Raw genomic sequence first — 19,411 nt, forward strand, 5'->3', positions numbered from 1 at the left:
CATGAATCAGGGAAAAGCGGGTCTGTACAAACTCTTATTGAGCGCGTAACGTCGCCAGAATGGGTGCGCGGACGGCATCGGCGACAGCCAGTAAAGCAGCCAGCATTCCCACAACCAACACGGCAGACAAAATGACAATCCCACTTTCCCAGGGAAGATCAGCGCCCGTGGAGAGCAGATGCGGCAGCATCGCCAAGAGAGCCGAGATCGTTCCGGAGAGGAGCCCCCAGATGAGTAAGAACGCATTTTCCGCTAACACGATCAGCGCTACGTTGCTGCCCGTCATGCCGATGGCGCGGAGCAATGCGAGTTCGCTGCGGCGTTCGACGACGTTGCGTAACATCACGGTCGCCAACCCCAGCGTGCCCAGCAGCAGCCCCAGGCCCCCTAACGTCTGGAAAGTAGAGAGGTAGGTATTTTGAACGGCCAGAAAATCGGCCAGTCGATTGGCGACGAGGTCAGAGTCGAAGCCGTATTCGGTGAGGCCGGTTTCCAGAATTCCCGAGAGTTTCGAGGCGTCTTCAGGAGGGACTTCGATCAGAAAATACTGAAAGCCGGCCTGTTCGGGAAACAGTTTTTGGAAGTCGGTTTCGGAAACAAGCAGGACTCCCTGAAAAATGCTGCCGTCAAACATGCCTTTGATTTTCAATTTGTGTTCGGGGCGTTCGTCGGAAGGAATGCCGACGCTGGCGCCGATGCCTTTATGCAGGCTATACATTAACGTATTCATATCGCCGAGCGCGGGGATCGAGCCGTCCTCTTGTTTTTCGTTCAACAGTTTCCAGGGATTTTCTCCGGGTGTGTCGGCGAATTTGAAACCGCCGCGTTCGATCAGTTCCTGCGGGACTCCCAGAATGGTGGGGACACTGGTTTGATAAATATTCAGACAGCTGGCGTTTTCGCCCGGCTTCACACGAAAGGGAATCGCTGTCATTTCGCTTAATAATTTTTGTGTCTCGGGATCGTCGGGAATATTCACCAGCGTTTTAGCACGACCGTCGGCCGTATTCAGATCAAATATCAGCGGGGACGTAGATTCAGCAACGATGGTAAAACCGCCGTTACCGGAATCGATATCGGGGGTTTCCACAGCCGGATTCCGATGGCCGGCGGCGACGGAGACGAGTACGAACGTCGCGGACGCGATGAGCGCTGTAGTTAATACACTGCGCTGGCGAAAGCGGCCGGCGTTGCGGAAGCCGAGTTTGATTAAAGCGAGTGTGCCGGTGCCTTTAATCGGGATCGCCGATTCAATTCTGAGTCTGCTGGATAAAAAGAAGACGCTGGAAATCAGTGAGAGTGTACCGACGAGGAAAAACGAAACCGTTCGCCAGGAGAAACCGGAAAAGGCTTCCTGTTTGGGAATGAGGAGTGAGACGGTCGCTAGAACCAGAATCAATGCGAGCAGGGATGAGGCTTTATAGACATAACCGACGTAGCGGGCATCTTTGACTTTATTGGATTCCGGTGTATTGACTCCCGCCAGCAGACTGCGGATGGAGAGTTGTTTGAGTTCGGCCATCGCACGCCAGGTCACGAAGAGGGAGCAGAGGACCGAAATTAATAAGCCGACCATGATACTGGTTGCTGTTAATTCGAGGAACAGGAAGCGGGTTCCAATCGCGCCGATCCACCAGGTTTTTAAGCCATAGAGCATCAACGAGGCATAACCAATGGCAGCGGCAATACCGAGGATACCTCCGAGTAAAATGACGGCGAAGGCTTCTTTGAAGATGACCTGTTTGACTTGCTGAGGGGTAAATCCGACGGCCGACAAGAGACCAATGGAAGAGACGCGGCGGTCGATGCCCAGTTTGAACAGCAGACGAATTAAAATAATCGCAGAAAGAATAATGAAGAAACTGAAGCCGATAAACAAGCCACTGAAATCGGTGGTGCCACTGGAGGCCATCAAGCCGAGAAACTTGATGGGCTGGACGGTCAGGCCCATTTTGAAGACGTCAACCTGTTTGAGGACTTCTTTGCCGAACACATTTGCCGATTCTTCCAAAGATTTCCCGGGCAGGGGGCCGACACGTAATGAAGTCAGACTGCCATACCGGCTGTTCCAGAGGTTTTGTGCGGTCTCCAAAGCGACAAACGCTTTGGGGGTGGCTTTGTATTGATCCCAGTATTCTTCATCCCGATCGGTAACTTTGTCGAGCTTCATGGGGAAGGGCTGTTTCCAGTCGCCGAAGGTGTCGGCGTCGGTGATGCCTTCCATTTCCGGCGTCAGCTTCCGGTCGGCGGCGGGCGTTCCATCAAGGGCGACGATGCCACGTACGGTAAAGGTCTGCTCGACTTCAGGTAATTCTCCCCGGGAACCGACGACATGATATTTCATGAGCACGTCATCGCCGACTTTGGCGTTCAAATCTTTCGCCAGCCATTCGTTGAGAACGATTTCATTTTCTTTGAGCGGCGACTTTGGTTTGTCCCCGATGAATTGGAAAGGACCAAAGGGAGGCTGTTCGGTAAACTCAACGCCCGCGATAATCGAATACATGGAGAACAACGACTTGGAATCATCCTGCTTGGCGGGCATGATTTCATTAGCGATATACACCATCACCGGCGACGTTGTGAGATTGAGTGACTTCGCTGCCTCGATGCCCGCCTGTTCGATTTGCGGGTCGAGAATCATCTGTTCGCTTTCCAGCGAAAAGTATTTGAACGATTCGTTGGGGGCGATTTTGAGATTCAGGTCTTCGAGTTTCAATGTGGCTTTTAGAGCGGCTTCCAAGTCCTTCGCGGTTTCGAGCGCGGCGAGTGTCGTGCCGGCTTCCGGATTCTCGGAACTGAAAAACAGGGAATTCACGCGAGCGGGCCGCGACTGGGGGTTGCGACGCGAAGCCTGGATTTCATCGAGGTCTAACGCCTCTTGGAGCGTGCTTAACGAAACGAAGAGATCGAGCGGCAGCTGCTGGTTGGGCATGAGCGCCAGGCGACCCGCTTTGGAAGATTCTTCGAGAATCGCGGTAACCGTGAGCGTAATTTCGACCGATTGTTCTTCACGCTCGCCGAGCAGTGAGTCTCGGGGAATCGCGGAAGGGAGTTCGATCCAGAGCGTGATTTCATCGCCAACCGAAGCCTCGAGCTGTTCTGCGACGCGGGCATTGAGAATGGCTTCATCGTCGGTGGGCGCTGTCTGACTTCCATGTTCGAGCAGCGACCAGAGCCGTTCGTCGGTGCCGAAGATATTGACCTGCCCCACACGTAGATGCTGGTCTTCCCGATTTTTTTCCAGGCTGCCTCGCATCAGCAGAGCAGGGGCGATCGTTTTGATGTTGTCGGGTAGATCTGGTGATTCCGCAAGATCAGCGGCGAGTTGTTCGCGAAAGAAGCGATGGCCGGAAACGACGAAGTCGATCTGTCCCAGCCGATCGAATGTCATTTGCCTGAGACTGGCGCGAACGGAATCGCCGACGATGAGAGCCCCCCCGATCACGGCGGTCGCAGCGATGACTCCCAGCAGTACGGCCAGATTGGTGCGCCAATAATACTTCAGGCTTTGGATAACAAATCGCGTCTGGTTCATAACACGAACTCTTGTGAAGATTGAAAATCGAAAATCAGACGGCTTCGGTCACGAGCAGTCCGTCGCGTAATCTCTGATGTTGGGGGAACAGAGCCGCCAGTTCGCTGCTGTGGGTCACGCAGATCAGAATCGTATTCTGTTCCTGATTGATTTCGAGCAGCAGTTTGCCGATCGATTCGGTATTGGTGCGGTCGAGATTCCCCGTCGGTTCATCGGCTAATAAGAGACGGGGGTTATTAATCAAAGCACGACAGACCGCGACGCGTTGTCGTTCGCCGCCTGAAATCTGTGCAGGTCGATGATGCATGCGGTCCTGTAATCCCACGCGTTCCAGCAGATGGCGGGCGTGTTCTTCGGCATCCTTCGCTGTGTCCGGATTGACCATAGTAGGAATCAGCACATTTTCCAGAACCGAAAATTGCGGCATCAAATGGTGGTCTTGAAAGATGAAGCCGACATTCTGATTGCGATATTCGGCCTGCTCTTTGGCGTTCAGAACGAACGGATTCTGGCCGAACTGAATGACTTCGCCCGACGTGGGTTGATCGAGAACGCCGAGGATGTAGAGCAGGGTGCTTTTCCCTGAACCGGAAGGGCCAGTGATGGCGAGGGCATCTCCCCGGCTGAGTTCGAGGTTCACACCGGCCAGAATTGGCAGTGATTCGGCTGCGATCGAAAAGGTTTTCGTTAACTCGCGGACAATGAGCTGGTCGTTGGAGTGATTCATGTTGATCCCTGACAAACAGACTATTCAGCGTGATCGATCGAATCTTCGATTTTCTTTTGAATCCAATCGGGGATTTCAATCGACTTCATGGGACTTCCGTGTGTGAAGTGACAGCAGACGGTTTTCATGCGTCCTTTGGCAATTTTCGTTTGATCCCGCCAGAACTCATATTCAATTGTGAGCGATTTTACCCCGAGACGTTCGACGGACAAACGGATCTCGAGTAGATCACCATAAAAAGCGGGAGATTCAAACGAGCATTGTGCAGAGACGCGAGGCCAGCCAAACACGGAACCATCCTGCTGTTTATCCACAATCGTCAGACCCAGCGAGCGAAAATACTCGTGCTCGGCCTGTTCCATGTACTTATAAAAGTTGGAAAAGTGGACAATACCGGCCATGTCTGTCTCGTGAAATTCAACACGGCGCGTTGTTTTAAAAGTACAGGACATGTAGAACTCGATTGAAGTCAGTAAACAGCAGGCTGTGACGAAAAAGTGAATGCTCGTCACAGCCTGTCTTGAGATTTATGTTATTAAATAGAAGAGGATCATATCTAATCTTCCGGGAAGAACCGCACCAGCGTTTCTTTGCTGGGTGGTCTGGTGATGAGTGAAACCAGAATCATGGCGGTCGCAGAGGCGACGACCATTGTGGCCACCGGCATCATTCCCAAAAACGTATAATTCGGATTCAATGCATACTTTGCTTCTTTAAACAGGTAGAGCCAGGATCCAATCGCCACAAGTACGCCTGCGTAAGCACCGGCCTTGGTCAATCTCTTCCAGTAGACCGCCGCAAAAATGATCGGGAACAGGCTGGAAAATCCACTGAAACACCAGACCCCCAACGTAAAGACCCGCCGCGGTTCGAGCAGACTGAATCCATAGGTAATGGCGACCACCAGAATAATAAACATGCGAGCCATCAAGACAACCTGTTTATCTGTAAAACGATCTTTTCCGCCGTAATGCACGACGATATCTTCGGTAAACATGGTACCGATACAGAGGAACTGACTATCGAGCGAAGACATAATCGCCGCCAGAATCCCTGCGGTTAAGAAACCGGCCAGGACAGGCGAGGTCATTTTCTTCACCATCGCCGCCAGCACGGCATTCGCCGGGAAGTGAGGCGGAAACAGAGGCGACCCATTAAACATAGCAGAAGTTGCCCAGACGCCAACCAGCACACAGGGGACCCACACGATCATAATGAACAGCGGATGCGCGACGACGGGCAGCTTAAATGTGCCCGCGCTGCGTGCGGTAAGCCAGTGCTGGAACAGATGCGGAAACATGCCGACCGAAAGTGGGACGAAGAAATAAGTAAAAAACACGAGCTTACTCATTGGATGCGGTGCATCGGGAGCCCAGTTGCTGGCACGGTAAACGCCGAGTGCTTTTTTGATCGTCCATTTTTTCCCTTTGGACGGATCATCTGGATCTAGATCGTGTGTGGGATGCCCGATTTTTCCGCCGAAAATCAACATCGCCTTTTCTTTTTCAGCGTTGGCTTTCCGTGGATATTCTTTCAACTCATGGTGCGACATCAGCCCCATTTGATACTTTTCGGGGAAGGGGTCCGGCATGACGCGGTCATCTTGAGTTAATAACGCTTTATTGACTTCTTCCGAAGTTAACTCATACAGATTATTATCAGCGGCATAAACGGCTTCGGCCGTGTTTTGCCAGTTGGGCATTCGCGGCTTGAACGCTTTATACGCTTCCGCTTTTTGTTCGGGAGTCAGTTTCAGGGTTTTGAGAATCCGCGTTGCGTAGTTGTATTTTGCGATCAACGTCCAGGTCTTATACTTTTCCGCGTATCGTTCACGGTCTTTGGGATCGACGGCCCGCATTAACTTGGACGGATTCCTTTCCAATACCGCATGACTGGCAGCCTGCAGACCTCCCAGTTTGCTGGAAATGACGAAGAAGGTGACGACGCCGAGAATCATGAAGACGATGGTCTGGAATGTATTCGCCCAGGCGGTTCCCCGCATCCCTCCAAAGAAGACATAGATCAATACGACCAGGCTGATGACCAGCGATCCCAGCCAGGGAGGCACACCGTAGTCGTAGGCAGCGAAGGAATTTTCGAACGCCCCTTCGGTGATGCTGCTAATGACCACGCCGGATGACATGACGCCGATCAGGAGGTAGGGAATCACCAGACCTACGAGAATCGGGAACAGAATAATTCCAATGCGATCGCTCTCAAGCCGTTCGCGGAAGAATTGAATCTGTGTGGTGTAACCGTATTTATGCCCCCAGGACCAGAGTTTGATCCCTAGCAGGAAGAAGCAGAGCGAGTGGATGATACCGCTGGAGGAAGCCAGCATCCCGTATACGCCGACGCCTTCTTTGTAGGCTTCACCACTGGAGCCGACCAAGGCAAACGCGGTCATCGTGGTTCCGAAGATCGACATCAACAACAGAAAGGGACCAATTGAGTGGCTGGCCAGCATGTAGTCTTTACTGGTTCCCTTAAACAGGCGGCTGGAAAACACACCCAGAAACAACAGTAAACTTAAATAGATTCCGATGATTACCAACTGGGTCATTATTCTGTTTCTCCTGATTCCTGGGCGGGTGACTCTTGTGCGGGAGACTCTTGCGCGATTTCTTCAAGGTGATGAGGCCAGGCAAATTTCGTGGCGAGAAACCAGACAAAGGCGGCCCCCATGGAAATCCCTGCCTGATAGAGCAGGGTAATGGGCATGAATCCCAAGATGAGCCTTTTGTCATCCCAGAGCCAGTTGTCCTGGTGAATAATGATAAGCACGACAACCAATCCATAAACGGCGTATCTCATAAGTCATCTTTTCTATATAGACAGAGTCATCACGGTGGGTTTGCTAATGCCCGCAGGCAGCAATCGTTTTGGCGGGAAACAGGATAATCAGAGATCCCGCTGGTTCGCACTGGGCTACTATTGTGACAAAAACCGGGTAGAGTCACAACGTAACGGTTCGATTTGTGGAAATAAACCTCCTGAATCTGCAGGAAACACAGTGTTGCGCGTTAACTTCCGTTTACAAATCTGCTGTTCAATGGATCAAGTCTATTTAGAAAATTCAAACGTCAATTCCAGACTTGCAAATGGTGGAGTCTCACCCCAGAATGGTGGCCTGCGTAAAATTGTCGATTTGTTTCGATTAAGACTCTTAGAGAGGATGGAGAATTGATGTTTCGTCTCGCACTTATCGGGTTATTCTGTGCCAACTGTCTGATATCATCAGAAGCATTCGCTCAGGCGAAGAAAGGTGATAAGAAATTTGCCATTCTGGATATCAAACAGGTTGACGAGGATTTCCAGTATCAAGGCGAGTACTATGGCCTGATCGGAGCCGACTGCTCGTGGTGCGGTGAATGTGCCCTCGGTCTGCAGGTCGTGGCCCGTGGAGACGGAAACTTCATCGCTTCTCTTTACAACGGCGGATTACCCGGAAATGGCTGGGATCGTTCGGAGCGACAGGAATTATCCGGCAAACGGCAGGGTGATGTGCTGACGCTGACAGACGATAACTTCCAGGTAGAGGTAAAACAGGGAGGCATCGCTGATGTGCGCGATTCTCATGGACATCTACTGGGGCAACTTACCAAATATCAGCGGAGCAGTATCACTCTGGGTGCGAAGCCGCCCAAAGGAGCCACGGTGTTGTTTGATGGTTCGTCTGTCGAACATTTCAAAGACGGCAAAATTACGGACGAAGGCCTGCTGAGTGTCGGGACGGAATTGAAAAAGAAGTATCGCAGTTTTCGGCTGCATGTTGAGTTCCGTTTGCCTTATATGCCTTATGCAACCGGACAGGCCCGCAGTAACAGTGGCATCTATCTGCAGAGCCGCTATGAAGTGCAAGTCCTCGATTCCTTCGGCCTGGAAGGGGTCGAAAATGAATGTGGCGGGCTGTATAAGCAGAAACGAGCTGATGTGAATATGTGTTTTCCGCCGCTCTCATGGCAGACATACGATATTGCCTTTGTTGCTCCCAAATTTGATGCGGACGGCAAAAAGATCAAAAACGCCTATATCACGGTGCTGCAGAATGGGGTTCCCATTCATCAGGACTATTCGATCGTTGCCAAAACGGGTGGCGGGAAACAGGAAGGGCCTGAATTATTTCCCATCAAGCTGCAAGACCATTCCAATCCGGTTCGTTTTCGCAATATCTGGATCGTGGATTTGAGCGATCAGCCCGATCCGACCTATTGCCATCCCTGTCAGCCTCTGCTGTGTGATCGGTGTGGAATCTAGCCTGCTGGTATTGCGTCAGAGCACAAATCCATCTGAAGCCGGTTCTTCGCGTTCGCGTCTTGCCTTGCTTTTTAAAGCCGGTACAATAGGAAGAGTGTGTCTCAAGGTACATCTTCCTTCAGTTACACGGTTTCCGGTTTCTCATTGATAGATTCCAATTCCTGTACTGCCCGGTTTGAAACCAGAATCAGGCAGTGCGAGTTACGGAAAGTCTGCAGATCTAATGGATTATTCGCTGATTGCAATTCTGGCATTGGTCGTGACACTGATGTTGTTTGTGGCAGAGATCTTTCTTCCCTCGGGGGGCCTGATCACCGTATTGGCTTTGACATGTATGGCCAGCTCGGTCTGGGCTGCCTGGATGGCTTGGTGGGGAACGAGCCCTTCTCTATGGTGGACTTACATTGCCAGTGTTATCGTTCTGATCCCTGCCACGCTGGGATTTGCCATCAAGTTTTTTCCGAATACGGCCTGGGGCAAGAAAGTTATCCTCGAAGTGCCGACACTGGAAGAGGTCACTGGCTTCCAGGAAGAGACTGAACATTTGCAGTCTCTGATCGGAAAAACGGGAAAAACGCAAACTCTTTTGAACCCTAGCGGCTTTGTACTCGTTGATCATGAAAGACTAAACTGCGAGAGTCAGGGGATGATTATTGAAGCACAGACAGACGTGAAAGTGATTGCCGTAGAAGGGACCAGGCTGGTGGTAAAAGTCAAAAAACAACCAACGGCGGAAAAGGAGTTCCCAGAACAGAAAACCTCACAATCGGGTGACACCATTGCCGGTGATGCACTTGATTTCGAAATCCCGGAGACTTGATTTTTCAGTAGTCTCTAGATGGTTTCCCAGAATTTCTTTACAATAGCTTTCTCTTTGATTGATGGATTGCAAGACAGTTTCAGCGGACAGTTTACAACACTTGAAACGACATTTTTCTCAGGATAGGAAATCGGAATGAACGCCTTGAATCTTTTAGCAGTAGAAGATGGTTCAACTGTCACCTGGATTGTGGGGGTTGTGGTCTCTCTCGGGGCGTTGGTGTTTTTTGCGGTTTTCGCACGCTACGCCGGACTGTGGATTCAATGTAAGATGACGAAGGCCGGTATTGGCTTCGTGAATCTGGTCATCATGACCATTAAAAAAGTGAATCCGACAATCATTGTTCGCAGTAAAATCATGGCGATTCAGTCGGGGGTCACGCGGCACTATGACATCTCTACCCGTAATCTCGAAGCACACTACCTGGCGGGCGGAAATGTTCCGAATGTGATTCGGGCTTTGATTGCGGCTCAACGTGCGAAGATTGAACTCGACTGGCAGGCAGCCCAGGCGATTGACCTGGCGGGGCGTGATATTCTGGACGCGGTACGAACCAGCGTCTATCCCAAGGTGATTGATTGTCCCGATCCCCGTAAAACCAACGCGACATTAGACGCTGTGGCCGGTGATGGGATTCAGCTCAATGTACGTGCCCGTGTGACCGTGCGAACAAACCTGAAACAGTTGGTGGGTGGTGCGACGGAAGAAACCGTGATCGCGCGTGTGGGCCAGGGGATTGTGCAGGCCATTGGTTCGACAGACACCTATGAAAAGGTACTTGAAAACCCCGACAAAATTACACAGATCGTATTGAATGAAGGCCTGGAGAAACAGACAGCCTACACGATTGTTTCGATTGATATTGCCGACATTGATGTTGGTGAAAATATTGGTGCTCGTCTGCAGGCAGACCATGCCGAAGCGGAGATGCGTGTTGCTCAGGCGAAAGCAGAACAACGTCGTGCCGATCAGAAAGCCCGCGAACAGGAAATGGTCGCGTTGACTCAGGAGAATCGGGCTAAGGTCGTACTGGCAGAGGCACAAGTTCCTAAAGCGATTGCCGAGGCATTCCGCACCAAAAAAATGGGCCTGAAGGATTATTATGAACTGAAAAACATTCAGGCAGACACCAAAATGCGAGATTCGATTGCCACTCCTGAAAGAGAAATGGCTCCTACATCATAAGCACGATTCAAGCCTGTCTTCCTGACGGAAGTCAGACGCTACTTGCGAAAAATCAAAGACCGGGAGTTTGTTCATGGACATTCCATTATTGGCAGCTGACTGGGTGGGGGTGATTGTCGGGATCATCTTCCTGCTTGTGAGTGCAGCAAGCGCCATCAGCAATATGGCCAAGGAAAAGAACAAAGCCCAGCCCGGGAAGGTCAAAGAAAAAGCCGCTCTTCAGAAAGAGTTAGAAAAATTTCTGCAGGAAGCGATGAACCCGCAGCCTAAGAAAAAAGAGAAACCAGCAGAGGTCGATTTTTTTGAAGAGACCGACCTCGAACCTCAGGCTTCCGTTCAGCAGCAACCACAACGCCGCAGACGTCAACAACGAAAATCTCAACCGCAGCGAGCTCGCTCTCAACAGACTCAAAAACCTGCCGTCCGTTCTAATGAAGCATCGGAACCCAAGCCCCATTTATCACATCGCGAGCGAGCTGAAATTAAAGCGCAAGAACAAGAAAAAAGGATGAGGGGAGGGGTACGGGATCGCATTGAAAAGAAGCAGCAGTCCCATGTAGAAACCCGGCTCACCAGCCATCTTGAGAGTAAAGTTGGCAAACATTTTTCAGAGACAACTGATTCCCACGCAGATGAATCCAGGCAGCGTGCATCAAAGACGGGAGGCAGTAAAGCAATCCGATCGCTGTTAAGAGATCCTCAGTCATTCCGTCAGGCAATCATTTTAAATGAAATCCTTTCTCCTCCCTTATCACGCCGTCATTCCTGAGGGCGATCTGTTACAGCACATCGCTTTGATCGTGTTTGAAACGGTTGAATTACGAGAAGAGTGAATGAGTAAAGAAGATCCACCCCCCATTGATGTATTGCTGTTTGCCGGCCCTTTTGAGTTACGGGGGACGTCTGCCTACACTCTGCGATTAGCACAATACGCGCCAGTCTATGACATTAAAACACGCGTCGTCTGCCCGGATGCATCAAAAGTCGATCCCAGTATGCGCTCCAAACTGGAGATTACCGAGTATCGCAATCTGGGAGTGCCGATTCTCGGACAACTTGTTTTACGATTAGTAAAGCAGGAAACAAAAAAGAAACCGCCTGATTTGATTCATATCCAATCCCGGCATGTTTTGCCGCAGGGTCAATGGCTTGCCAGAAAACTGAAGCGTCCGTTTCTATTAACCGTCAATGACTATCTACAGAGCGATGAAAAATTGCGCATTGATATGCGCTGGTGCAAAGGAATCATTACGGTTAGTGACTCCGTGAAAAAAGATCTCATCGCGCGCACAGGGCTGCCGGAAGATTTTGTGTTAGTTATTCCCAGCGGCGTGGATGTTCCCGATCACTCGCATCTTTCCCCTGTTTTGTCGCAAGACCATCAGCCTGTCGTGGGAACTGCCGGGCCTTTAGAAGCGATCAAAGGCTTGCCTTATTTTCTAGGGGCCGCCAGTCGCGTGCTGGAAGTAAATCCGGAAGTACAATTCCTGATTTCCGGTGCAGGGCCCGAGGAAAGCAACCTGCGTCATTTAGTACGTGATCTGGAAATTTCTGAAAACGTGACGTTCGTTCCCAACTTATACGACTTCTCGATTTCGCTCGAAGCGATGGATATCTTCTGCCTGGCCTCTCTGCGACAAGGGCTGGGGACGATTATGCTGGAAGCGATGGCACTGGCAAAACCGGTGATTGCAACCGGTGTCGGTGGAATCTATTCTGTGATTCGCGATGGCGAAACCGGACTGGTGGTTCCCCCTTCCAACAGTGAAGCTCTGGCGAATAGTATTCTCAAGTTATTAAAAGACCCACTCAAAGCACGAGCAATGGGAGAATCGTCACGGGAACTGGTCAGGCAGGAATTTCGTATCGAAACGATGATCGAGAGCACAATAGAACAATATAAACGAGCGCTGCAGATGACGTCATAAATCTCAGCGTGTAAAACAGAATTGCAGAGAGCGGGAGCCCGTGGTTCTTTAGTCTCAATGTTGGATTAACGAATGCAAGCAGAAATCATCGCCCTCGGCAGTGAATTGACCAATGGTGAAAAACTTGATACGAACAGCCAGTGGCTGAGCACGGAGTTAGCTTCTGTAGGCATTTCCACGCACTTTCACACCACGATCGCCGATCACATTGATGAAATTGTAGATCAACTGCGTCTATCCTCGCAGCGGTCAGATCTGGTACTGATCACAGGAGGCCTGGGGCCGACACTGGACGACCTGACGAGGCAGGCGATGGCAGAATTAATCAGTGCGGATCTGGTTCTGGATGAGGAATCGCTACATACCATTGAAAGCATGTTTCAGAAACGGTCGCGGGAGATGCCTGAACGCAACCGAATTCAAGCGATGTTTCCCGAAGGGGCCGAAGCGATCCCAAACCTGCACGGGACAGCGCCGGGCATCTGGATGCAGGTACCACGAACTGATTCAAAACCCGACTGCTGCATCGCCGCCATGCCTGGTGTTCCTTCGGAAATGAAGCCAATGTTTTATCAGTCGGTTCTTCCCCGGCTCTCGCGTGGAACCAACATCATCCGTTTCGCCCGCGTCAATTGCTTTGGGGTGGGTGAATCGAAAACGGAGGAACTGCTCGGTGACATTACCAGCCGCGGGCGAGATCCGGAAGTGGGAATCACCGCGCATGAAGCAACCATTACATTACGAATCAAAGCGATGGGTGAGTCTGTCGAAGCCTGTGAACAGAAAATATCAGAAACGTATGAACTGATCCATCAGCGGATTGGCGAATATATCTTTGGCTATGAGGATGAGGAGCTGGAGCACATTGTAGTGGCGTTACTGAGCCAGCGGGTACAGACTCTGGCGACATGTGAGTGTGGGACCGGCGGCTTGTTATCGTATCGCTTCACCGAGGTCGCTGGTTCTGCCGATTTTTATGCCGGTGGCACGGTCTCGACAATTCAAAATATTCTCAATCAGGAGTCTCTGCAGACAGATAGCAAACAACAGACGTTGGATGCTGCCGCTGCGATTTCTCTGGCAAAAGCAACGCGTGAAAACTATGCAAGCGATTTCGCATTGTCGATTATTCTCGACGTGAATCAATCCTGGCAGGATAACGAGAACGTTCCTCAAGCGTTCGTGGCTTTGGCGGCTGAGGGGATCGAATTGGTTGAAGAAATCGGGTTAACCGTGAATCGCGCGATTGCCAAAAGCCGGGTTACAAAAGCAGCCCTCAATTTATTAAGACGGACGCTGATTGATTTGGGAAATGAAAGTTGAGCTTCAACCGCATCAGGCAGCACGCAGCTTTCTGGCTTGCTGCGACCAGCTGATCCAGTCTGACACTTCCTGGAAATCAGGTTCTTTTCCGTTGCGGAGAATCTGCTGTCCCTGGTTTGTTTTGATAAACGACTTTACTTTTTCGAACAGTTTTTGAGGCGAAGATCGGGCTATCGTTTCCGGTTCATAGAAACCGCAGGCAACCAGAATCTGTGCGTCATGACCTCGCAGACCGGGAATACAGCAGACCAGTTTTGTTTGTTTTTTCCACAGACGAATCGTCTGCTCTTTAATGTGCCGCACCTTGAGCTTCCTGGAAATAAATTCGGGATTGCACTCCAACAGATCATTGACGGTGAATATTCCAATTTTCTCGAGACGGTGCGCTGTTTTGGGACCAATGGACGGGGCTTCTTCCACGGGCATGGAACGTCCCAAATAGAAAGGGGGAATCATCGGGCTTTGATCGTTCGCATCCGCGTGAGAATTGTCTCGCCGATATTCCCGTTTTCCGCCGGAAGTTTCTGCCTGCTGCGTCTTTAAATGCGGAGAGGAAGCAGCGTGCTCAGCATCATAAGTTCGTGCCTGACGAGCCCAGTGACTCCATTGCTTTACTCGTTTCTGTGTGATCTGGGGATCACTCAGGTTTCTTGATGAATTTTGACAGGATTCAACAAAAGACCAGATTTCTTTGACAGGCATGGTGGCGACTTCGTCAATTTCTGTAATACCACACGAAACCAGCTGGGCTGCTTCTGCTGGTGAGACACCACGGATACACGCTGCCAGTCTCGCCTGAGATTGCCATTCAAAAATCAGTCCGGCTGTCAGGTGTTCGTGTTGCAGTTCTCCAGCAATCTGATCGGCACTGCGAGCAAGAAAATCACCAATGGTCTGAATGCCAATCTGCTGCATTGCCTGGATCTGGGAATCACTCAAAGCTTGCAGGTTTTGAATAGGAGACGACCAGTCCAGACTGTATTCCGGTTTTTCTGATTTTGAGTGGTTACTTGAAGTTTCAATATGTCGCTCGACTGGATGAGAGGCAAGAGGTCGCTGCGAACGAGTTTCAGGCAGCCAGACAGGCGAACTGCCATGCTCTTCAAACAGACGAGTCAGGTGCAGATGGCAGGTGAAGAACAGGATTTGCTGGCCTTTATTAGCGACCGCATTTAATGTTTCAATGGCGGCTGTGGTACGTTCCTGATCGAAATTCACAAGAACATCATCCAGAATGATCGGAAGCTCTACTCCCTGATTGCGAAAACGTTCGACCATCGCCAGGCGGATTGCCATGAAAAGTTGCTCGCGTGTACCGCTGCTTAATTCGCTCACCGTCAACGTGTGCCCGTGATCATCATCAATTTTCGGGAACTGTTCCCCGAGAGGCGTCCAGATATTTGTGTATTTTCCATTGGTTAACTGACGCAGATAGTCCGAGGCGATCGCCAATGTTTCCGGTTGCGAGGTGCGTTCATATTCTGAGCGTAACTGGTTCAGCCCCACGGCGGAGAGTTCGGCTGTAAACCAGTCTTCGCCGGCCAGTCTGATTTGTTCGAGGATCTGTTCCCGTTGAAAGCGTAACTCAGCCGAACTACGATCGGTTTTGGCATTTTGATAGTCCTGTTTGAGCCGTCCCATGTTCTCCGCGGTGGTCACCAGATCCTGTTCGATGTCCTCCAGTTCCAGATTCAACATTTCCAGATGCTCGGCATTTTCGTCCGGATTGAAATTCAGCAGGTCATCTTCGACAATCGCCATCTCCTGTTCGGATCGACTGACATGCTCCAGCTCGGTCTGTGCATTCGCCAACTGCTTTTCGAGTTGAATGCGTTCCTGCAAAGAAGCGGCGCGTTGCAGGAATTCTTCCCGGTTCGCTGCGTTTCCTTGCATCAATAAGCCTGAGCGGTTGTGTTTGAGTTCCTGAATTTGCAACTGCAGTGCGTCTGCTTCCTGGTGTAGTCGCTTCTCTTCTTTACGCAGACGCGTCCGTTCTTTTCTCTGGCCGGAAAGTGCATCGAGTTCGCGTTCCCATTCAGAAATCACTTCAAATGGTTGGTCAAAATCATGCTGGTCGCGATTCATACGCAGCCCCAGATCTCTGACGCGGCTATAAAACATGTCGATAAGATCGCCCATGGGTTTGATCCGCTGCTGTTCCTGATGGAGCTGATTCGCGTACAGATTGGCATTGGAAACCTGATGCCACATCTGGAATGCTTCATCAAGTTTCAATGTTTCTGTTAAGCCCAGTTGCTTGAGACATTCACACCATTCATGGCGTTTGCCGCTAAACTGCCGTTGAATTTCCTGGGATCGGTTACGCAGTTTGACCAAAAGCTGGCGGGTTTTCTGCGACCGCTCCTGCGCGACTTTCAACTGTTCCAGTTCTGCAATTTTCAAAGCAAGTTCGTGGAGCAATTCGGTTCGCAAAATATTTTCATCATTGAATTTTAAGGAGGGGACTTTGGACTGATGCTTGTGACTGGTCAGCGAGTGACCTTCCCTAATCAGCTTGAGCGAGAAGTATTCGTCTTCCAAAATGCGATCAATCTCTTGTCGTGTTTCGCGCAGATGCACGTCGAGCGCCCAGATTTCATCCTGCAGTGTTTCCTTTTGATCATCGAGATCCACTTCGAAATGTTTTTTGAGCGCCCAGGTCGTCCCCCCTAAAAACGTACCTGAGAGACAGAAGATCAGACCGATCAGAGCCGCATCCGAAACGCCACGCCAAAAACCGGCAACAATTAAGAGCATGCCAGCTAAGGCAAAACCAAACAACGTTTTCTTGGCCCAGCTGGGAATGCGTGCGTGACTTTGCAGCCCCACCAGTTGTTCCTTAACCGATTCCTGACGAATCAAAAGCTCGGACTCTCGGAAGCGTAATTGGCTCAGGCGTTCCAGATGTTTCATCCGCTCTCTGGCACGTTGCAATTCTTCGTCAATAGAATGACCGTCAATCAGTCGACTCGATTGCTCCTGAAGTTGTGCTAAAGTCTGCTGGTATCTGCGAGACACTTTTTTGTATCGCTGGTGTGCATTCTTTCGTTTGCCTGCCGACTGCCGATAAGCACGGGCTGCGTTAATCAATCGTTGATTATTATCGGGCGTGGTTTTGATGTGCGTAATATCGCTGAGTGTCTGATTTGGTTTCAGATGTTGTTTCAGTGTCTGTTCCAGATCACGAACTTGCGATTCGCCTGCCTGATACTGCTGCTCCAGATCAGCCATCCAGGTTTTCTGATCGGCCAGACTCTGAATATTCGGTGCAAAGTTGAGCAGCTCGTTGTCCAGTTCAAACTGCTCAATCTCATTGCGAAGCCGTTTGATTTCCGCTTTTATCTCAAGCAGTTTTGCTTCCGCCTGTTTGAGTTCGCGGTCATATTCGTCGAGTTGAGCAACGCCGCCATCCGGAAAATCATGAACGACGGGAAGCTGCTTTAATTTCTGATGTAAGTCTTGTACTTCCTGCCAGGGTTTCCAGACCCGATCCAGAAAACGATGTCCCCGGATCTGATATTGCAGACCCGTTTTCCGTTTTTTAAGGCTGTCTGACTCTGCTCGCAAGTTTTGCAATTCACTCGATAAATTGAAAAAACGTTGTGCCTGTTGTTCCAGGTCGGCAAGTTTGGAATTCAGCTCATCTAACTGCTGATACAGGTCAACCAGCTTTCCGTTTTTGAAGTCACGGCTCAATAGTGTTTGTCTGGATTGATTTAAACGGCTGGAAGCATCCAGGATTGCCTGGCCTTCCGGGCCGAGGGAGAGGCCGTAAATATGCTCGGCAACCTGATCGCCGTGTAACGTTCCCAGTTCCTGCAATTCATTTAAGCCGATGGCAAATACGTTTTCATAAACATTTTCTGGCACCCCGGCATGCAGTGATGCCAGCAAACCCTGGTTTAAACTGCTACTTGATTCTCCCTGAAACGAAAACTGCCCTCTGCCTTTGGCGCTGGTCTGGCGTCGAATTTCGTAGCGTTGCCCCTGATGTTTGATATCCAATAGAGCCGACCAGGGAACATCATTCGAAACGCGAGAATGTTCGCGGATTTCTTCTGTCTGAAAGCCATACAGGATGCCGCGGATCATGCGCATCAAGGTTGATTTGCCGGTTTCATTCGGGCCATAAAAAACATTGATCCCCGCATTCAGGGGGGCAAGATTCAAATCGCGCCAGTTTCCAAATTGGTCGACATGGATTCTGGTTATTTTCATGAGTGTACTTCCTCATCCGATGTAATGTTGAGCCAGGTCTGTCCATTTCGGATGGCTGAATTGAAGATGGCTTGCTCGTCAATCTGATTAGTGAGCGAACCGAGGCGTTCATGCCAAGTCTGATCAAGCTGCGTCGTGTGGGTGAGTAAATTCTTGAGTGGTGATTCCGATTCCCGTTTGAATGCTTCAATTTGTCGCTGAAATCGATGTACCAGATCAGATGCTGTTCTGCTGGAATGCACGTCTCTGTATTGAAGATAAAAAGCTTGTTCCAGCAAGATAGGCAGACGATCATTGAGCTCCATCGCCAGTTCACTGCTCCAGCCACTCTGATACTTGAAGCTTCTCAGCGAATCAAATAAATCACCTGAGCCTTTGATGTGCCAGCGGACCATCCATAACGTTTCATGGCCGGCAGATTTACGTGATAGCAAAGCTTCTTTCATCAGTTGCTTCAGTTGCTTTGATGTTGTTTCCGGTTCCAGATCGAGCTCGACCACCAACCAGCGAACCGCAGCGACTTTGAGCAGTCGCAGGTCCAATTGCGCCTCTGATCCGACAGTAACCAGGGTGACTCCAGTCTGTTTGTGTTCATCAAAATTGAGCCCCTGAGAAGTGCCTGGATGATGGGCCAGACCGGGGTGCATTTCAAACGTATGCCGTTGGGTTCCCTTACAGAGTGCAATGTAGTCGACGGCCACCTCGTTGATTTCATCCGTTTGCCAGTTGGCAGGCAGAAAGTCACTCGAAAGAGTCAGCGGGATTGATTGCTTTGACTCTCCAGAATAATCAACTGGCCTCGTGGGGGAATTTGCCGCTATCAGGCCGATGGAAAGCGCACGTTGGTCATGTTGATTGAACAACTGATTGCGTTGATTTAATTTCAAAGACTGCTGTTTTTTGAGGTGCGCTGAGCCCAGTACCTGCAGCGTTGCGATGGTTTCTTCATTGCGCAGAATATCAAGCGTATCATGATCTTGTGGAGAGAGAAATGTGACATTGCCAGGCCAGTTGGATTGTAAATCCCAGGCACTCAATGGATCGTGTTGGCCGGGGATGACAAAGACTTGAATGTTTTCAGACGCCAGCTGTTGGAACCCATCCAGTAATGCAATGCGGGCACGGATACTATGGTCTTCATTGATAAAGGTGTTGCCCGTCAGCAGCAGGAAGTCAATCTCATGCTCCAGGCACGATTTCACGATCTCCTGGAACGTGATCAAAGTGCAATCTTCGAGACAGATCTGCGATTCTTTCGAGACCGCACCAACCCCCTGAGGTTGATGGTCGAGGCGCAAATTGCTGGCGTGTATAAACCTGATTGGTACGAATGGCATGGCAGACTCCTTTCCGCCGCACAACCTGCCTGTTTCTTGTTCTACAAAGCGACATGGGATGCAGGTGGCAGTTATGCT

13 protein-coding genes are annotated in these 19,411 nt (G+C 50.4%); 6 read left to right on the forward strand and 7 right to left on the reverse strand.

What is annotated here, in order from left to right; genetic code table 11:
* Positions 1-34: 34 nt before the first annotated feature.
* The 5 genes from Pan241w_RS26030 to Pan241w_RS26050 all read right to left on the reverse strand — a co-directional run bounded on the left by Pan241w_RS26030 (position 35) and on the right by Pan241w_RS26050 (position 7,079).
* The gene (locus tag Pan241w_RS26030) at positions 35-3,538 is read right to left on the reverse strand and encodes an FtsX-like permease family protein (RefSeq protein WP_145221723.1); all 3,504 of its coding nucleotides are present in this window, start codon (positions 3,536-3,538) and stop codon (positions 35-37) included.
* 34 nt (positions 3,539-3,572) lie between these two features.
* Positions 3,573-4,265 carry an ABC transporter ATP-binding protein gene (locus tag Pan241w_RS26035; protein ID WP_145221726.1) on the reverse strand — a complete coding sequence of 231 codons (693 nt, stop codon included), beginning with the start codon at positions 4,263-4,265 and terminating at the stop codon, positions 3,573-3,575.
* Positions 4,266-4,285: 20 nt separating this feature from the next.
* Positions 4,286-4,717, reverse strand: a complete 432-nt coding sequence (locus tag Pan241w_RS26040; protein WP_145221729.1) for an acyl-CoA thioesterase — start codon at positions 4,715-4,717, stop codon at positions 4,286-4,288.
* A gap of 104 nt (positions 4,718-4,821) precedes the next feature.
* Positions 4,822-6,828, reverse strand: a complete 2,007-nt coding sequence (locus tag Pan241w_RS26045) for a sodium:solute symporter family protein (protein ID WP_145221732.1) — start codon at positions 6,826-6,828, stop codon at positions 4,822-4,824.
* Positions 6,828-7,079, reverse strand: coding sequence for a DUF3311 domain-containing protein (locus tag Pan241w_RS26050; RefSeq protein WP_145221735.1), 252 nt, complete (start codon positions 7,077-7,079; stop codon positions 6,828-6,830). Before Pan241w_RS26050 ends, Pan241w_RS26045 begins: the two co-directional genes overlap by 1 nt.
* A 372-nt stretch (positions 7,080-7,451) precedes the next feature.
* Between Pan241w_RS26050 and Pan241w_RS26055 the strand changes: the two genes are divergently transcribed.
* The 6 genes from Pan241w_RS26055 (at position 7,452) to Pan241w_RS26080 (ending at position 13,778) form a co-directional block, all read left to right on the forward strand.
* Entirely contained in the window at positions 7,452-8,522 is a 1,071-nt protein-coding gene (locus tag Pan241w_RS26055; RefSeq protein WP_145221738.1) for a 3-keto-disaccharide hydrolase, read from the forward strand.
* A 223-nt stretch (positions 8,523-8,745) separates the two neighbouring features.
* A complete protein-coding gene (locus tag Pan241w_RS26060; protein WP_145221739.1) occupies positions 8,746-9,342 on the forward strand; it encodes an NfeD family protein in 597 nt (198 codons plus the stop codon).
* Positions 9,343-9,477: 135 nt separating this feature from the next.
* Positions 9,478-10,527: a flotillin-like protein FloA gene (gene floA, locus Pan241w_RS26065; protein ID WP_198000163.1), complete on the forward strand. Its 1,050-nt coding sequence runs from the start codon at positions 9,478-9,480 to the stop codon at positions 10,525-10,527.
* Between the two features lie 73 nt (positions 10,528-10,600).
* The gene (locus Pan241w_RS26070; protein WP_145221742.1) at positions 10,601-11,296 is read left to right on the forward strand and encodes a hypothetical protein; all 696 of its coding nucleotides are present in this window, start codon (positions 10,601-10,603) and stop codon (positions 11,294-11,296) included.
* 64 nt (positions 11,297-11,360) lie between these two features.
* On the forward strand, positions 11,361-12,455 hold the full coding sequence (locus tag Pan241w_RS26075; RefSeq protein WP_145221745.1) for a glycosyltransferase family 4 protein: 1,095 nt from the start codon (positions 11,361-11,363) through the stop codon (positions 12,453-12,455).
* Positions 12,456-12,527: 72 nt separating this feature from the next.
* Positions 12,528-13,778, forward strand: coding sequence for a CinA family nicotinamide mononucleotide deamidase-related protein (locus Pan241w_RS26080; RefSeq protein ID WP_145221748.1), 1,251 nt, complete (start codon positions 12,528-12,530; stop codon positions 13,776-13,778).
* 12 nt (positions 13,779-13,790) lie between these two features.
* Here the strand turns inward: Pan241w_RS26080 and Pan241w_RS26085 are convergent, their stop codons facing one another.
* Positions 13,791-17,996 (reverse strand): DUF4332 domain-containing protein, encoded by a 4,206-nt coding sequence (locus Pan241w_RS26085; protein WP_145221751.1) that lies wholly within the window; start codon positions 17,994-17,996, stop codon positions 13,791-13,793.
* Complete coding sequence (locus tag Pan241w_RS26090; RefSeq protein WP_145221754.1) at positions 17,993-19,333, reverse strand: metallophosphoesterase family protein; 1,341 nt, start codon at positions 19,331-19,333, stop codon at positions 17,993-17,995. Before Pan241w_RS26090 ends, Pan241w_RS26085 begins: the two co-directional genes overlap by 4 nt.
* Positions 19,334-19,411 lie beyond the last annotated feature (78 nt).

The sequence above is a fragment of the Gimesia alba genome, from assembly GCF_007744675.1.
In the GTDB taxonomy this organism is placed as follows: Bacteria; Planctomycetota; Planctomycetia; order Planctomycetales; family Planctomycetaceae; genus Gimesia; species Gimesia alba.

What these genes read in the sequence shown, in the direction of transcription:
- Pan241w_RS26030 (WP_145221723.1), bottom strand. Translation starts at nt 3,538, where the DNA reads ATGAACCAGACGCGATTTGTTATCCAAAGCCTGAAGTATTATTGGCGC.
- Pan241w_RS26035 (WP_145221726.1), bottom strand. Translation starts at nt 4,265, where the DNA reads ATGAATCACTCCAACGACCAGCTCATTGTCCGCGAGTTAACGAAAACC.
- Pan241w_RS26040 (WP_145221729.1), bottom strand. Translation starts at nt 4,717, where the DNA reads ATGTCCTGTACTTTTAAAACAACGCGCCGTGTTGAATTTCACGAGACA.
- Pan241w_RS26045 (WP_145221732.1), bottom strand. Translation starts at nt 6,828, where the DNA reads ATGACCCAGTTGGTAATCATCGGAATCTATTTAAGTTTACTGTTGTTT.
- Pan241w_RS26050 (WP_145221735.1), bottom strand. Translation starts at nt 7,079, where the DNA reads ATGAGATACGCCGTTTATGGATTGGTTGTCGTGCTTATCATTATTCAC.
- Pan241w_RS26055 (WP_145221738.1), top strand. Translation starts at nt 7,452, where the DNA reads ATGTTTCGTCTCGCACTTATCGGGTTATTCTGTGCCAACTGTCTGATA.
- Pan241w_RS26060 (WP_145221739.1), top strand. Translation starts at nt 8,746, where the DNA reads ATGGATTATTCGCTGATTGCAATTCTGGCATTGGTCGTGACACTGATG.
- floA (WP_198000163.1), top strand. Translation starts at nt 9,478, where the DNA reads ATGAACGCCTTGAATCTTTTAGCAGTAGAAGATGGTTCAACTGTCACC.
- Pan241w_RS26070 (WP_145221742.1), top strand. Translation starts at nt 10,601, where the DNA reads ATGGACATTCCATTATTGGCAGCTGACTGGGTGGGGGTGATTGTCGGG.
- Pan241w_RS26075 (WP_145221745.1), top strand. Translation starts at nt 11,361, where the DNA reads ATGAGTAAAGAAGATCCACCCCCCATTGATGTATTGCTGTTTGCCGGC.
- Pan241w_RS26080 (WP_145221748.1), top strand. Translation starts at nt 12,528, where the DNA reads ATGCAAGCAGAAATCATCGCCCTCGGCAGTGAATTGACCAATGGTGAA.
- Pan241w_RS26085 (WP_145221751.1), bottom strand. Translation starts at nt 17,996, where the DNA reads ATGAAAATAACCAGAATCCATGTCGACCAATTTGGAAACTGGCGCGAT.
- Pan241w_RS26090 (WP_145221754.1), bottom strand. Translation starts at nt 19,333, where the DNA reads ATGCCATTCGTACCAATCAGGTTTATACACGCCAGCAATTTGCGCCTC.